General features: G+C 59.6%; 12 protein-coding genes and 3 pseudogenes. 12 read left to right on the top strand and 3 right to left on the bottom strand.

The annotated features are described in order from the left end of the window. Positions 1–432: 432 nt before the first annotated feature. The 6 genes from AC07XB_RS29170 (at position 433) to AC07XB_RS29145 (ending at position 5,796) form a co-directional block, all read left to right on the top strand. Positions 433–729, top strand: a complete 297-nt coding sequence (locus AC07XB_RS29170; RefSeq protein WP_492832086.1) for a hypothetical protein — start codon at positions 433–435, stop codon at positions 727–729. After that, positions 726–2,480, top strand: a complete 1,755-nt coding sequence (locus AC07XB_RS29165) for a CHAT domain-containing protein (RefSeq protein ID WP_492832088.1) — start codon at positions 726–728, stop codon at positions 2,478–2,480. Before AC07XB_RS29170 ends, AC07XB_RS29165 begins: the two co-directional genes overlap by 4 nt. Further along, positions 2,477–3,673 carry a hypothetical protein gene (locus AC07XB_RS29160; protein WP_492832090.1) on the top strand — a complete coding sequence of 399 codons (1,197 nt, stop codon included), beginning with the start codon at positions 2,477–2,479 and terminating at the stop codon, positions 3,671–3,673. The genes AC07XB_RS29165 and AC07XB_RS29160 overlap by 4 nt, the downstream gene beginning before the upstream one ends. Positions 3,674–3,845: 172 nt before the next feature. Beyond that, positions 3,846–4,307, top strand: a complete 462-nt coding sequence (locus AC07XB_RS29155) for a hypothetical protein (RefSeq protein WP_492832092.1) — start codon at positions 3,846–3,848, stop codon at positions 4,305–4,307. 115 nt (positions 4,308–4,422) lie between these two features. Beyond that, positions 4,423–4,554: a hypothetical protein gene (locus AC07XB_RS29150; protein WP_492832094.1), complete on the top strand. Its 132-nt coding sequence runs from the start codon at positions 4,423–4,425 to the stop codon at positions 4,552–4,554. 720 nt (positions 4,555–5,274) lie between these two features. Continuing rightward, positions 5,275–5,796: a YjaZ family protein gene (locus AC07XB_RS29145; protein WP_492832096.1), complete on the top strand. Its 522-nt coding sequence runs from the start codon at positions 5,275–5,277 to the stop codon at positions 5,794–5,796. A gap of 653 nt (positions 5,797–6,449) precedes the next feature. On the opposite strand, the gene AC07XB_RS29140 is transcribed toward AC07XB_RS29145, so the two are convergent. Next, positions 6,450–6,725, bottom strand: coding sequence for a hypothetical protein (locus AC07XB_RS29140; RefSeq protein WP_492832098.1), 276 nt, complete (start codon positions 6,723–6,725; stop codon positions 6,450–6,452). Between the two features lie 188 nt (positions 6,726–6,913). Beyond that, complete coding sequence (locus AC07XB_RS29135) at positions 6,914–7,498, bottom strand: DNA-binding protein (protein WP_492832100.1); 585 nt, start codon at positions 7,496–7,498, stop codon at positions 6,914–6,916. A 250-nt stretch (positions 7,499–7,748) separates the two neighbouring features. On the opposite strand from AC07XB_RS29135, the pseudogene AC07XB_RS29130 reads away from it, so the two are divergent. From AC07XB_RS29130 to AC07XB_RS29115, 4 genes and pseudogenes are all read left to right on the top strand, one after another. Beyond that, a pseudogene (locus AC07XB_RS29130) lies at positions 7,749–8,417 on the top strand (tyrosine-type recombinase/integrase); the annotation flags it as partial. Further along, positions 8,311–8,727 carry a tyrosine-type recombinase/integrase gene (locus AC07XB_RS29125; protein ID WP_492832108.1) on the top strand — a complete coding sequence of 139 codons (417 nt, stop codon included), beginning with the start codon at positions 8,311–8,313 and terminating at the stop codon, positions 8,725–8,727. The pseudogene AC07XB_RS29130 and the gene AC07XB_RS29125, both read left to right, overlap by 107 nt. Beyond that, complete coding sequence (locus AC07XB_RS29120; protein ID WP_492832102.1) at positions 8,724–9,350, top strand: site-specific integrase; 627 nt, start codon at positions 8,724–8,726, stop codon at positions 9,348–9,350. The genes AC07XB_RS29125 and AC07XB_RS29120 overlap by 4 nt, the downstream gene beginning before the upstream one ends. Further along, positions 9,299–9,982: a tyrosine-type recombinase/integrase gene (locus tag AC07XB_RS29115; protein WP_492832104.1), complete on the top strand. Its 684-nt coding sequence runs from the start codon at positions 9,299–9,301 to the stop codon at positions 9,980–9,982. Before AC07XB_RS29120 ends, AC07XB_RS29115 begins: the two co-directional genes overlap by 52 nt. 133 nt (positions 9,983–10,115) lie before the next feature. Here AC07XB_RS29115 and AC07XB_RS29110 read toward each other — a convergent pair. Then, positions 10,116–10,889, bottom strand: a pseudogene (locus AC07XB_RS29110) (ShlB/FhaC/HecB family hemolysin secretion/activation protein); the annotation flags it as partial. 797 nt (positions 10,890–11,686) lie between these two features. Here AC07XB_RS29110 and AC07XB_RS29105 point away from each other — a divergent pair. Together AC07XB_RS29105 and AC07XB_RS29100 are read left to right on the top strand one after the other, a co-directional pair. Next, complete coding sequence (locus AC07XB_RS29105) at positions 11,687–12,673, top strand: Bug family tripartite tricarboxylate transporter substrate binding protein (protein ID WP_492832106.1); 987 nt, start codon at positions 11,687–11,689, stop codon at positions 12,671–12,673. Positions 12,674–12,813: 140 nt separating this feature from the next. After that, a pseudogene (locus AC07XB_RS29100) lies at positions 12,814–14,144 on the top strand (IS701 family transposase). The last annotated feature ends 156 nt before the right edge of the window (positions 14,145–14,300 follow it).

Below are 14,300 nucleotides of genomic sequence, written 5' to 3'. Positions count from 1 at the left end.
TTCCCGCGAAGCATGATGAAATATGCACGGCAGCTAGCAGATTGTCGACGCAAACGGAAAGCCGCTTGGTACCGGTGATGCCGACCAGCTGATCTCGTCGCCTGTGGTCAGCTCGACGAGCAAGCGGAGTTCTACCGCAGTTGTCCGTGACTCGCCGGGCAACGCGATATTCAGTTGCCAGAAAGTGGGAACAAGAATGGCCGGTTTCGCGGCTACTCTGCGCGTGTATATGCTCAAGCGCGAGGTGGTATTGGTCGGAGGCTGGGCCGGACAGACCGGTCGCGGTTTGTTGCGTTATGAAAGTTACTATAACTGCTCACGTCGGGTGAGAAAGCGATTTTCGGTGCTCGCCACCTGAGCTTGCTGCAAGCTGACATTGAATTCCTCATTTTTTACTCATAAAATGAGGTTGTTCTTGTTTGGAGTACGGCAATGTCACGAGTAGTCAAGGATGCCAACAGGGCGGCGCGCGGAACGACGCGGGTACAGCTTGATTTGTCCGCGGAGCGTGTAGAGCAGCTGGACCGGCTAGCGAAAGAGGCCGGGTTTTCGACGCGAAAGGATCTTTTTAACAATGCGCTTTCGTTGTTGCAATGGGCGGTCAAGGAAGCGCGGCGAGGTAGGGCCATCGCGTCAGTCGATGAGAAAGCTGAGCGATTTACCGAGCTGAATATGCCGTTTCTGAGCGAACTCAGCCATCAAACGGCCACTCAATCCACCAAGCCATGACCAGCGGCCCGGCAACGCCGGGCGCTGGCGGCGAGTCCGGGCAACCGGATGATCCAGCACCAAAGTCCGATCAACGACTCCCCAGGCGCGCGTGGGGACAGAGAGATGTCGAGACCGTCATCCCCGACGAATTCGTAGAGGATACCGAAGAGACAGAGATATCCGATGACGATGCACTCCGATCCGAGGATCCAGATCGGCCGGCGCGTGACATACTCGAGCCCGGAAGCTGGTGGAAGATCAATGCGGCACCACCTGATGCGTTTATAGACCTCATAGGCGATCGGGAAACTCCTCCCGAGTCCCGCTATCTGCGCGCCGAGGCCCCTGAATCCGTCAAGCCGGGGGAGCGCTTTGCCATCGGCGCGCAGTTGCTGTGTGGCCGGCCTGCTGAGGGGATGGGTGTCGACCTACGCCCTTTTCTCGTGCCCGTCGAGGGCAGGCAAGTGGCGATCGATTTGCACGTAGCAGGTGGCCTGACGGTCCTGTCCGATTCTACGGGCCGTTTGACCATTTATCCGGCCCAGGATTCGGATCCAGTCCGATTCGAGCTGGAATCTAAGGCCGACGGGCCTGCCACGATCACCTTGCGAGCATTCGCGCTGCCGTCAGACTTCCTCGGTCAGCTCCAGTTCACTCTGCCAGTGACCGCCGCTGTCAGTGGTTCGCATCGGGTCGAGGAAAGTGCAGCGTTGCAGCTGCCTCCATCGACGGAGCGTAGCGCCACCCTGGAGGTCGATGTCGATGCCAGTCAGCGGTTGTTATCGTTTCGGTTGCGCGGTCCAGGCGAAATCGGTGTGCAGCGTCCAGTGACTGTGCCACTTGGCCAAGCGGTGGATGAGATTGCATTGGGCTTGCAGCGCAAGCTGGATCAGATCGCGAAGGGGACAGCTTGGCCCGTGAGGGCGGTGGAGATCCTGTTGCAGAGCACGGGAGCCGACTTGTGGGATCGACTCCTGCCGAAGTCGATCAAGGATCTTCTGCTGCGGAATCTGCCACACCTGGATTCGCTGGTGATCATTGGTGCAGACGATCCTATTCCTTGGGAGTTGTTGTTCCCGGTATCGCCTGGCCGTCCGCCGACCTTTCTCAGTGACGAGATCCTCGTGTCGCGTTGGGCCTTTGGCGCGTTGGCGCCCCGGACAAAAATTAGCGCAGGGGAAAACTGCTATGTATTGCCCGCCTCTGCTCCGCCGGCGGCGTTGACCGAGATCGAGCAAATCGAAGCCATGCTCGGGGCCGGAAAGCGGATTGGCACCCTTGACGCACTGTTGGACGAAATTCAGAGTCCCTCGTTTGGCCTACTACATTTTGCCGCGCACAACATTGTTGCCGGCGATCTGCCAGCGTCCGCGTGGGTAAAACTTGATCAGCCTTTTCAGCAAGGGATGCTCGGTCCGCAATTCGCGAACCGCTTCGAAAACGCCGCACCGCTTGTCTTTATGAATGCGTGCAACTCAGGCGCCACGTCCCCGCTATGGGTCGGATCCACGGGCTGGGCTGGTCGCTTCCTAGCTGCGGGTGCAGGTGCTTTCGTGGGAAGCTTGTGGCAGGTACGTGCTGGCCCCGCGCGAGACTTCGCCAGCGGCTTCTACGCCGAGCTGAAGAATGGTAAGACCTTGGGCGAGGCCTTCCAAGAAGCTCGCCGCCAGGTTAGCAAGGCGGGTGATCCGACTCGCTTGGGATACACATTGTTTGGAAACACAGTCGCGACAATTGCCACGATCGTAGACGGAGGGAAGAAACCATGAGTGAGCCCGTTCTTGTTGTCCACGGCGTGGCCAACCACGATGCTGCGCAGTTCGCCAAGAGCGTCGCACAGTTGCAGGCCAAGCTCGGTGACCGGTATCAACTAATCGAGGTCTTCTGGGGAGACTTGGGCGGTATCAGCAACGGTTTGCGGGAGACTTTGCCAACGCTCTTTCCGAAGGAGGAGACGACCCGAGGAGAGCAGGAGTCAGAGGGCGAGGCATTCTTCAGCTTGCTGCAAGCGCAGCGTCAAACCTTGATGGGCGTCGAGCTCACACGTGCCGCCCAGGATGGGGTAGTCGAAGCGATCTATCACGCCGTCTTGCAGTCAACAGGCACCGTCGTCCCCGTAGGCGGCGAATTGACTCGCGGCGGTGCCGACGACTTGTATCAGTCTTTGTCGGAAGTGCTTCCCTCAACCAAGTACCTCAAGACGCTGCAGGACCCCGAATTGCAGCAAGCAGTAGGCAAGCTCCTCGCAGATTTCCTCAGTGCAGAAGCGCCAGGTGATACCTTTGGTATTGCACCGGGGGAGATCGCCACGCGAGGCTGGCTCGACGACAGCAAGACGGCTATCAAAGGCGTCATAGGGAAGATTGATGACTTGATCGGGAAGGTCGCAGCTAACCTGGCAGGCAGCGCCAATCAATGGATTCGGGGTTCCTTGGCCGAGCCAATTGCATTGACCTTTGGTGATGTCGTTGCCTATCACCAGCGGCGCGGCGAGATCCATACCAGGCTTTTCGCGGCCCTTGATCAGCAAGCTCCAGGATTTGGCACAGTAGACAAGCCGATCACTGTGCTCGCCCATAGCCTTGGGGGACTAGTCGCCTTTGACGCAGCGCTGGGCAGCGATGTCTTGGTCGGCGATGCCCGCCGTAGAATCCATATCAAGCGTTGGATCACCTTCGGTAGCCAGCCCGCGTTCTTTCACGTCCTGGCACCGCGCGAAGGCATCTCGCGCTATGAACCGGGCCAGCCGGTCGGATTGCCGCCGAGCATTGGCGCGTGGGCCAACTTATGGCATCCGCTGGACGTGTTGGCGTTCTCCGCAGGTTCTGTTTTTCGTCTGGCCGACGGCAGTATCCCGGAAGACGTGCGAATCGATACGCCGGCGTCGGAGATCATCGAAAGCAAGGGATGGATGCACTCGGCGTATTGGACGAGTCCGAGACTCTTGGAAGCCCTCGGCTAAATGAATGCGCCTGGCCCCAGCGCTTCTTGATCTCTGCGCGACATGGGAGGAGATGAGGAAATTTATGCGTGCACACGGGATTCCTGTCCAAGCCGGTGCCGCGTTTGCCTAATGTCTACAGGCCGGCTTGTCACGTGCAATGGACCCCTCAAGCGTGGAGAAACGTACGGCCATGGCCGCAACAAAGAACGATCTGTACCAAGCCTATCTCAAGCTGTTTGACATTCCGTTCAAGACGCACTTCAAGCGTCGCGCGCTGGAAGAGTTGGCGCTCGAGATCAAACAATGGCACGTGTCCGAGATCTCCTTGGAGGCGGTGAGGCACATGCGTCAGACGGGGAGTGCTCAGGGCCTTCGACGTGGTCACGTGGTACCTCGGATCGAACGAGGGAAAAGGCTGTTCGAGCGGGAAACACCATATTCGATCGGGACCTTTCTCAAGGTCTTTTTCGACAATGACCACGTGACCCTGGTTGCGGCATCCGAGAACAATCGGGAAGGGGTTGACCACTGGTCGCCGCGTTTCCCAGTCCCAAAAGGACGTTTTGTTCAGAATGGCAGCTATCGGGTGTCCGCCAAAGCCGAAGACGTAGAATGGGCGACCAAGGAGTTGGATACGTCAGCGCACGATTAATTTGTCCCTGCGCCACTATCGAGAACCTACGCGCAGGGATAGAACCCAGATGAGGAGCAGCAGGGAAATCGCTTGGGATGCAACGAACCCCGAGACTGGCTTCAGGAACGCCGTCGTGCCATTGCTGTCTGACCTGGAATGGGAGACGGACAAGATCTGCGGCTTCGTCTGCCCGGATCAGTACATTGGTCAGGTGACCGACAGCGGGAGCAGTTTCCACTATGCGGCATCGGCCGCACGGCCCTAGCGCCGCATATTGATGCTCGACTTGCCGTCCGCCGGTAGCGCGTTGAGCGGCCGACGCAGCGTCTTTCTCGTGACGTCGGCCCAGCGCCGGCCCTAGTCGGCCAGTTCCTGCCGCGATTGGCCCTGCGCCTGGCTCTCGGCATCTAGCTCCTCGCCCAGCCGCTTGCCGGCCGTCCGTCGCGCTCCTGCTCGGCGCGCACCCGTTCCAGATCCGCCTCCAGTCGCGGCATAGGCTCCAGGCGCAACCGCGCCTTGGCCAGCTCGGTCCGCGCCGCCTCGGCCGCATCTCGCTCGCTGAGGTTGACCTACGTCGCGACTGGCGTGGCGAATTTCTCGCCCGCGACACGCTAGACTATGGGGCGAGTAGGACCGAAGGGCCCACTAGGCTCGTCTGCAACTCGGTGGCCAGGCGCCAGATCTTGCTTTCGAGTTCCCGGGAATGAGGGAAGTCGCCATCCCGGGCATCGCGCTGCAGGTATCCTCTGAATAAGGTGACAGCGGCGGTTGCGGCTACGAGGCCGCGACCCGTTTTCGACTTGTTCCCGCAACGATGGCGGTCGCTCTCCCCAGGGATGCTGGCAAACGACCAATGTCCATTCGCGAGAGCGCGCCACCGCGGGGTCCCCCGTGCGCCTGGTCGTGACCGCGGGACGAGGAACTTGGACGGGGGACGTGGGGCGTACTCAGGGCATAATGTCAGCCTCTTTGAATGCTCTGCGTTATGGCGCTCGTAATTTCCGGCACCTTTGTCGACCTTTCCCACCTAGCTGGCGGCACATATTCCGTCGACGTGCCATTGCGGGGCAACCAGGTCAAGAAAATGACCGTGGAGCTGGCCTATACCAACCACTGCTACTCGCGGGGGCCGCTCGTCGGCGAGGCGGTACCGACCGGCTTTGTGGTGATGGACGGCGCGAAGGCACGGATCTTTGATTGGCGTCGATATCACCTTTCGAAGAATCTGCCTCACGTGATGGCCAGCTTGTTCAGTGGTGACGCGACGGTGCGAGCTACGCACCACCACAATTTCGTCCAAATCGAACTGGTCGAGGAGCTTGCTGACAGTATAAAAAGAGAGGTGAACTATTATATCTTCTTGCGCATCCGAAAGCACGACGTCCCCAATGAACCGAAGCTAATGAAGATTCGCGTCGAAACAGCATTCCCAGAAGATCTGCTCTACTACGACAAGCCTGAACTCGGGAAGCCGTATAGTTTGAAGAAGATTCTGCAGTGCTACTAGGAGGGGCGAGACTACTGGCGCCCCGATCCAGGCAGCAACTCGAAAAAGAAGGGGAAGAACAAGCGCTGATGCACCGGCCCGCCAAAAGCAAACGCCCCCTGCGATGAGGGGGCGTTTAGGAAGAGGTCGCGGGGCTTCTCTTGGGTATCCCACTCCAGGTGGGACCTCGACCCGTGCCGAGGCGGCGCTTAGCTTTTGAGACTGGACACCCCGCTAGCTGCTAAGCCTTTCCGATTCCTCCCGGAACCGGACCTCCTACTGGCTGTTGGCTCGCACCGAAGCGGCAGGAGGATTTGGTTTGCTCAAATATTAGCATGACATCCCATTGCATAACAGTGACATCTACTCAGTAGATGGAGGCCATACCTCAAGCAAGCAAAAAAGGCCTTATGCGACGCCTTCCGAAGGTCCGAAATAGGCAATCGTGCTCTTGGAATGCACCGACTGCAAGGAACGACGAAGATCGCATATGCTGCGTGATACACATAGATGCCGCATACACCACATGGATCGGTCGGAGGCGAAAAAACAAACGGATACCGTTGCCTCGTCTGAGAGGGCGCAGCTGCCACAATGCGGGAGCAACCGTCAGCCGGTGGACCGGCTCCGCGGCGGAGCCGATCCCTACTTGAGTTGACCCGGCGACGGGCCCCTCAGAAAGCCATGCCCATCTTGGGGTAATCGTCCTTTTCATACAAAAAATGACGGTAGCAGGGTTCGCAGGCACCTGTAGCAAGGCTTTTCGCCACAATGAGTCTCGCGTGATCGGTGTAATTGTAAGTCCTTGATAGATCAAAACTTTCCGTCACGAACCGCCAGAAAATGCACGGAAAGTACGATGACCCCAGATCGGACAGGCTCAGCCCATGCTGGGCCATCTGGATGCGGATCCAGGTGATCGCTTCCGCGCGCTCGATTTCGATCGACATGATGAATAGATTTGAGAAGGCGCAGGATCCAGCGTCGCGCCGTCGTTCTGGAACATTGAGGTTGTTCCGGGGATTGCTGCTTTGGAAATCCGCACGGGCGGGAGGACAAGGTGGCCTCTCTGCTTGAATTTTAATGAAATCCACAGATCGCGCGGTGGACAAATCCTCGCCCCCTCCCCTTCCCCTCCTCAGGCCGGCCCCGCCTTGAACTTCAATTTGGTCTTGGTCGCTGGCGCTTGGCGCCTGGTCGTTGCCAAGCGGCGCGACGCGGTGGCTTCGGCTTGTGCGCGCTCGGCCCGCCGCAGCGCCACCCCCAGCTCGGTCCGCAGGCGCTCGTGCGCCACCTGCCCCTCTGCCAGTTCCTGCTGCGCCGCCGCCAGTTGCCGCTTGAGCGTATCGCGCTCGGCCTGCTGCCGCGCCCGTTCCTCGGCACCGGCCACGGCGGCGTCCTGCGCCCGCGCCTGCACCGCCGCCAGCTCAGCGCGCAGGTCCGCCGCCGCCTGCTCGGCCTGCCAGATCGACTGCACGGCGTCGGCCGCGATTTGCTTGAGCGCCTCCGGGAGCCCGGGGTGGTCGATGGTCACGCGCATCTTGCCACGCAGGTCTTGCCAGAACTGCGCCAGCACCTCGGTGGGCGTGCCCATGCTGCCCTTGCGCACCAGGCCGTAGAGCTTGTTGGCGGTGGGCGTGATGCCGTACCTGAAGAACAACAGGGCGCAGACCTCGCGGTAGAGCGCGCGGGTCTCGGGGAACTGCGCACGCAGCGCGGCCACGTCGGCGGCGAGCTGAGCCTCTGGGGCGGCGTCGCCAGGCGTGGGCGGCGGGTGATCGAGCGGGCTGGCGGTCAGAGGGTCGGCCGCGATTCGCGAATATGTGAAGCTTAAGATATTCGCGATTACCCAGACCGGCAGATTAGGCGAAGCGCCATGTAGACGACTGCGACACCGGCGTGCTCAGGCGGGATCGCGCGAGATGAGTTGTGTCGCAATGGTTCGCATAATGTCCTGAACTTTTCCTACGACCATGGTGGCCGGCAAGGAGAAGATCATGATTCAGTCTGAACTGGCGCGCGGCAAGGAGGGCTCCACGACGCTTGTGCTGTCAGTTACGCGCGCAGCCGAATTTCTCAGCGAGTTTGACGCGTATCTGGGCGCCGTCAAGGGCCTGGCGGAGGGCACCCGCCGAACGTATAGCCGGTTTGTCCAAGGCTTCCTGGACGGGTGGTGTGGCGACAGTCCACCGAATTGGCAAGACCTGGCAATCGAGGATCTCCGCGCATATCTGCGTCACGAACTTTCGAGTAAGAGGCGCCGACCATCGAACTCACCGATCGTCGCGCTGCGCGCGATGCTGCGTTTTCTCGCCGTCAGGGGACTGGTGCCGCCCGGTATCGAGGAAACGCTGCCACGAATCCGGCGATGGCGTCACGCGACGCTTCCAGCGAGCCTGTCGAGCGACGACGTGGATCGGCTCATCAAATGCGTGACCGACGCTCCCACGTTTCAGCCGCGGCGGAACATGGCAATCATGCTGCTGCTCGCGAGGACCGGAATGCGGGCCGCTGAAGTCGTGCACCTCAGTCTGGATGACGTGGACTGGGCCGGCGGCATCATTCATATCCGAGGGGCCAAGTCTCGTCGTGACCGAGACTTGCCGCTCTTCCGCGACGTCGGACGCGCATTGCTCGCATACATCAAACGGGAGCGTCCTCCATCGGATCTTCCTGCAAACGGTAACGCCAGCGCAACCATTCACAGACTCGAGCGCAATTTCCAAGATCGTCCGGCGCGCCTTGAATCGTGCAGATATCGCTCCCGCACGCGGTGCGGCACATCTCTTACGCCATGCCGCGGCAACAAACATGCTGACACGCGGCACGAGCTTCAAGAACATCGCCGACGTGTTGGGTCATAAGTCCCTGCAGTCCACCGCCACCTATGCGAAGCTCGACTTGCCTTCGCTATCGCGCATCGCCATGCCGTGGCCGGGAGACAGATCATGAACGGTGAGGAACTTCAAGATCTGCTGAGCCGCTACGTCGAACACCGCGAATTGCTGGGTTATCGGCATACCCATGGCGGAATGCTCGCACGTTTCGTTCAAGACTATGCCATCAAGCACCCGGGCGAATCGATCAAGGTTAATGATGTACTCGAATGGGTCACGCGGGTTCAACGTGCGCCGCCAACCCAGTCCGCTATCCTCAGTGCCCTGCGTGGATTTCTGCGCTTCGTAAAGGCTGTCGATCCGGCAACCTCAGTTCCCGACAGCTATCTGCTGCCATCCCCACATCGCAATCCCCCATACATCCTGAGCGCAGAACAACTGCAATCAATCCTGCATGCAGCAACGACTGCGCGACCGCGAGGCGGCCTGCGCGCCGACGCCTACGTCGCGGTACTGGGGCTGCTAGCCAGCTCTGGGCTACGCATCAGCGAAGCATTACACCTCAAGGAAGCCGACGTGCACTCGAAATGGAGCGCAACAATACGGTGCGATCTCGCAATGCCAGATTGGCGGCCGTTCGCTCGTTCTTTCGCTGGGTCGCCATATCCAGGCCCGATTTCGCCGGCTTGGCCACGTCCGTCCTGGCGATCCCCACCAAACGTACCGATCGTCGTCTGATCTGCGCGTTGTCGCGGCCTGAGATTCAGGCGATTCTTGGCGCGCCTGACCTCTCGACGCCGTGCGGACGACGTGATCATGCGATGCTGCTGACGATGTATAACACCGGCGCACGAGTTTCAGAGATTACAACAATGGTGTGCAGCCAGGTAGAGCTCGGCGGTCGCAGCAGCTTCGTGCATCTACACGGCAAAGGTCGCAAGGAGCGATGTGTGCCACTCTGGGCCAGGACGGCTGATGCGATCAGGAAATGGATGCGCGAGCGGAGTGCGATGCCAACGTCGCTGTTGTTCACCAACTACCGCGGCGAGAAGCTGACCCGCAACGGCGTCGATTGCATCCTGAAGAAGGCGATTGCCGTCGCAGTGCATACCTGTCCGGCCCTATCGAAAAAGCACATCTCGCCTCACGTCATAAGGCACGCGACGGCGACGCATCTGTTGCAGGCTGGCGTCGACATCAGTGTCATCGCATTGTGGCTGGGCCATGAAAGCATCGACACGACTCACATCTACATGGAGTCAAATCTTGCGCACAAGGAAGAGGCGCTAGGTCGCCTGCAGCCTGCCGGGCAGCGGACGCCGCGTTTTCACGCAACCGACAAGGTCATGGCGTTCCTCGAAACCCTCTGATTATGCGCACCGCAACGGCCAGGGATTCGTGCTCCAGACAGCTCCCTGGCCGTTGGTTCGCCTAATCTGCAGGTGTGGGTAATCGCCAATATGTGAAGCTTAAGATATTCGCGAATCCCGGCCAGCCCTCGACCAGGCCTTGCGTCAGGGGGCCATGGACCCACCCGTAGTCGATGCCAGCGTAGACCGACTGTCCAGTGGCGCCGAGGGGGGCCTGCAATTCGTTGCGCCAGAACAGGCCCCTGTCGCCGGCCAACAGCGACTCGCCGTCGAACCCACGCACGGTATAGCGGCTGCCGATCGTCAGGGCGTCAATGTAGTAGAGCCGATCGTTGGTGAACTGGCCGTGCAAGGTCGTGACATAGCGCAGGGGCTGACCGACGAGCTTGAACGGTACCGACAGGTTCGCATTGAGCACTGCCATGCGATACCGCCAGGTCGGGCCGCCCTCTGCGGCAAGGGTGTCGGCCTGCGCTCCGAAACCGCCCACGCCGTGACGAACCATCAGGCTCGCATCGAGCTGGGCGAGGCCGAAGTAGTGCCGATCCGTGATGCCAACCTCCACGATCGTATTGTTGCGCCGCTGCTGCGCGATCTCGGTATCCTCGATGAAACTTTGTCCAAAGCGCCGGGACAGGCAGAACTGCACGCCGAATACGTCGTTCTGGCTGCGGCTGAGCACACGGTGCAGTTTCGCATCTACCGTCTGCGCGTTGCCGCTGGAGACAAAGGTCTGGTTAACGCCAGCAATGTGCTGGTAGTAGGTGTTCGAGTAGGCGGACAGCATAGCGGTCCAGTAACCCCATGGCACGGAATAGAAGCCATTCCAGCCGTGCGTACCGTGTTGGCGGTCACCGAACCCCAGGTCCTGGGTGTAGCCGATGTTGAAGGCGTCATGCCGGGATAAAGCCGGAAATGACACATAAGCCCAAAAGTAATAAAGAACGGCGTCTTTATGGGGGGTAGCCGCAAATTCGCGAAAGACCCGCCACCTCTCCGCTAACAGACTGCTGAAGTACTCACCATGGAAGCGGCGAGAAAACGTCGCGCAGACGGCGTGGTGATATCCACCGCACTGTGAAGATTGGCGGCACGGGCGTATCCGGCTTCCAGTGCGAGGGCGTCAGCGGCAGGCCACCTTGGACCAGGTTTTGATCGAGCGCGTGGCGCGCCAGGGACGGACCTTGCCCGGCTTGGCTCCTTTGCCGACAGATGCACCCAGCGCTCGCCGCGCGCGCCGATCTCGATTCCGCCAAGCGTCACGCCCACAAGTTCGCCGGCACGCAGCCCGGTGACGCACCCAAAGTCCAACAGGAACCCGCAGTCGCTGCGGGCTATTCGCCGCCAGCTCGCCGAGTTCGCGCGGCGGCTCATGGGCGAACCGGCGAGCAAAAGGCCCTGCGGAGTGATCGAGGGCATGGCCGTGATCCCCGTGCAGGGCGCGCTGGTGCAGAAGCTGGGTACCTTTCGGCCCTCCGAGGGTGCCTACGAAGCCGACGCACGGGCGCAACTAGAAACGTAACCCCAAGCTTGTGCACATGCGTGCGCAAGGGTTTCCCCTATCCGTGCAGTATCAAAAAATAGACTAGAATCAAATTTGATACCCTTCCAAGAAATAGTGACGGCACCTGATATGGGCCATACGCCCCCGAAGCGCCTCGCTATTCCAATTGCGACGTAGCGATCACCGATGGAGTGAAACCAATGAAGCGCCACATTTGTTCTCTGTTTTCCGCCGCTACGACGACTGGCGCTTTGCTACTTGTTCCAGCGCCAGTCGCAGTAGCTAGTGCAGGTTATCCAGATCGCCCGATTACGATGGTTGTGCCTTATGCGGCAGGTGGTAGCAATGACCTGGTAGCCCGAGTCCTTAGTCAAAGGCTCGGGAAGGAGTTGGGTGTATCTGTTGTAGTGGAAAATGTGGCAGGCGCCAGTGGCACCATCGGTGCCACAAAGACCGTCAATGCCAAGGCTGACGGGTACACCCTCCTGCTAGGGTCCAACAGCGAAATCTCGATCGCGAAGCTGACGAACCCTTCGGTCAGATATGACGGTCAGCGCGATCTTGTTCCTGTTCGGATGGTGGGCTCACAGCCGATGGTGCTCGTAACGGGCCCACATTCGGGCATCAAGGGCATGGATGGCCTGCTGGCTCTGGCTAATACGAAGAAGCCGCTGAGCTATGGCACGTCTGGCATTGGAACGCCGCTTCACCTATCGGGCGAACTGATCCGTGCGGCCAGCAAGATCGATATGACGCACATCCCCTATAAGGGGGGCGCACCAGCCATTTCGGATCTAGTGGCTAATCAGATCGAGCTGAGTGTGCTGGTGCTGTCCACAGCTTTGCCATTCATTAACTCCGGTAAGTTGCAAGCCATTGGCGTGACTTCGTCCCACCGCTCACCTGCGGCACCCAATATCCCTGCGCTGGCAGAGAACAAAGCATTTGCCTCAGTGAACATGCGCCTTTGGTTCGGAGTGTTTGCACCGAAGGGCACTTCAAAGGAGGTGACGGACAAGCTCTCCATGGCGCTTAGCAAAGCGCTCTCGGCGCCAGAGGTGAAAAGCAAGCTGTCCGAATCTGGCGTTGATCTTGATACCTTGGATGGCCCGGCGTTCGGCGCGTTTATCGCGAAGGAGACCGAAACGTATCGAAAGATTGTTGCTGACGCCAAGATTAAGGAATAAGCGCCCTGCGTCCTATCGTAGTGCTCCAAATTTTTCACCGTCTCATACCCGTGATGAGTATCAGTTCCCTCCGGCCGCTAGTCTTACTATGTCATAAAAAATAGTGCATTATATGTGCTTCTAATTCAAGGTGGAAGTGCATGAGTACAAGCGACCGATTTGCGGAGTATATGAACTACTTGGCAGAGGGATTGGGGCATGCCGATCGCCGGCGCGGCTTGGAGAGCTATTGCACTGGGCTGATGCTGCCGCTGTCGCGCAAGAGCGTCGAACCGATGGCGGCACGGGTTGACCCACTGCATGCCAGTGCCCGGCATCAGTCTCTGCACCACTTCGTCTCTGAATCCGATTGGTCGGATGCGGCATTGATGGGGCGCGTCCGGGAATGGGTGCAGCCTTTGCTGCAAGCTCAAAGCGGTCGTTATTGGATCATTGACGACACGGGCTTTCCGAAGAAAGGCAAACATTCAGTGGGTGTGGCGCGCCAATATTGCGGCCAGCTTGGCAAACAGGACAACTGCCAGGTGGCAGTCAGCCTGTCACTGGCTACAGAGCAAGGCAGCCTTCCGATTGCTTATCAGCTTTATCTCCCCAAGGAATGGGCCGACGATGCGACTTGCCGCCAGAAGGCCGGCGTGCCAGACGATATCGCGTTCGCCACCAAGCCGGAGATTGCCTTGGCGCAAGTGCGCGAGGCGATCGCAGCCGCCGTGCCTGCCGGAGTCGTGCTGGCCGACGCTGCGTATGGCGATGAAACCGGCTTTCGCGAAACCCTGACCGAGTTGGGTCTGCTTTACGCGGTCGGGATTCGTTCCACGACGACAGTATGGCCGCCGGGCGTCTCGCCACTGCCGGCCGAACCGGCGAGCGGTCCGGGCAGGCCACCGAAGTTGCTGCGTCGCGCACCGGGCCATGAGCCGGTTTCCGTGAAGACCCCGGCGATGACTTTACCCTCGAGGGCTTACCAAGTGGTGGCTTGGCGGGAAGGCACCAATATGGCCCTTTCATCGCGATTTGCGGCCGTGCGGGTTCGTCCGGCGCATAGGGACTATTGGCGCAGCACCTTGCGTGACGAAGAGTGATTGCTGGTCGAGTGGCTGGAGGGCGAAACGGAGCCAACCAAATACTTCTTGTCCACAGCACCAGCCGATGCCCTGATAGAGCAACTGGTATTCGTGACCAAAATGCGTTGGCGTATTGAGCGCGATTACCAAGACTTGAAGCAAGAGCTCGGCCTTGGTCATTACGAAGGGCGAGGCTGGCGCGGATTCCACCATCACGCGACGCTGAGCATCGCAGCCTATGGCTTCCTGATGGCCGAACGACTCACTGCCGAGAAGTCAGAAGGCAGTAAAGAAACTTCTTCGACCGCCAAGTCCCTGCGCTTCCCGCGGATCACATCCCCCGTGGCAGCCCTGCGCGCGCAGCGACACGTGGCGAATTCGATCACAACACTCCGTCATCACCTTAGCTTCTACCTGATGCGCAGCCTTGGGCTTTGCCCATGCTGCGCATCAATCGATGGTCGATTCAACTTATGACACAGTAGAACTTCTATGGGGCGTTGGAAGTCAAGCACCTATTGCTGTGTTTTCCGTTCAACAGTTATCTCCTGTTGAGACGCGCT

It is taken from the genome of Cupriavidus sp. GW821-FHT02F09, assembly GCF_059421605.1.
The sequence above is the reverse complement of the archived record's forward strand: the minus strand, read 5'-3'. Positions and strand labels throughout refer to the sequence as shown.